This window comes from Cecembia lonarensis LW9 (assembly GCF_000298295.1).
Lineage (GTDB): Bacteria > Bacteroidota > Bacteroidia > Cytophagales > Cyclobacteriaceae > Cecembia > Cecembia lonarensis.
In genome coordinates, this window is record NZ_AMGM01000266.1 from 1 (window position 1) to 753 (window position 753).

1 protein-coding gene is annotated in these 753 nt (G+C 52.9%); it reads left to right on the forward strand.

The genetic code is table 11. The annotated features are described in order from the left end of the window. Window positions 1-22 precede the first annotated feature (22 nt). Window positions 23-753 (forward strand): polysaccharide biosynthesis protein (locus B879_RS24110; protein ID WP_202949682.1); only part of this gene is annotated, 731 nt, incomplete at its 3' end.

A 753-nucleotide genomic window follows, 5' to 3' on the forward strand; every position in this document is an offset into this window, starting at 1 on the left:
AGTCGCTGGCAAGACCGGCGCCGTGGAACTGATCATTGCTATCAACTATGCGAATGCAGCACTTGTCCGATTGATCTCAGACACAGCGACTGAAGCCGGCCTCAACGTGATGGTGATGCCACCACTAATCGACGTATTGGCAGGTAAGACGAAGCTTTCGGATCTTCGAGACCTCTCTATCGAGGACCTCATTGGCCGGCACCCCGTTGACACCGAAGTCGAATCCATCGCAGGTTACCTGGCCGGAAAACGAGTCTTGGTCACCGGAGCCGGAGGTTCCATCGGTTCGGAACTTTGTTTGCAAATAAGCAAGTTCGCTCCTTCTGAACTGATCATGCTGGATCGCGATGAGACTGGCCTTCAAGGCGCTCAACTCAGGACCGCTGGGCACGGGCTCCTACATACGCGCGATGTGGTGCTTGCTGATATCCGTGACACAGAAGCGTTACAGAAGATTTTCGAAGAGCGCCGCCCGGATGTCGTATTTCATGCTGCTGCACTTAAGCATCTTCCGATGTTGGAGCAGTATCCGGACGAAGCTTGGAAAACGAACGTTCTCGGAACACTAAATGTTCTTCGTGCTGCACAAGCCGCAGATGTCGAGACGTTTGTAAACATCTCAACTGACAAGGCAGCGAATCCCACCAGCGTTCTTGGCCATTCGAAACGAGTCGCCGAAAAGCTAACAGCATGGATGGCCGAAGAAACCGGGAAACCTTATCTTTCGGTCAGGTTCGGGAATGTCATTGGTAG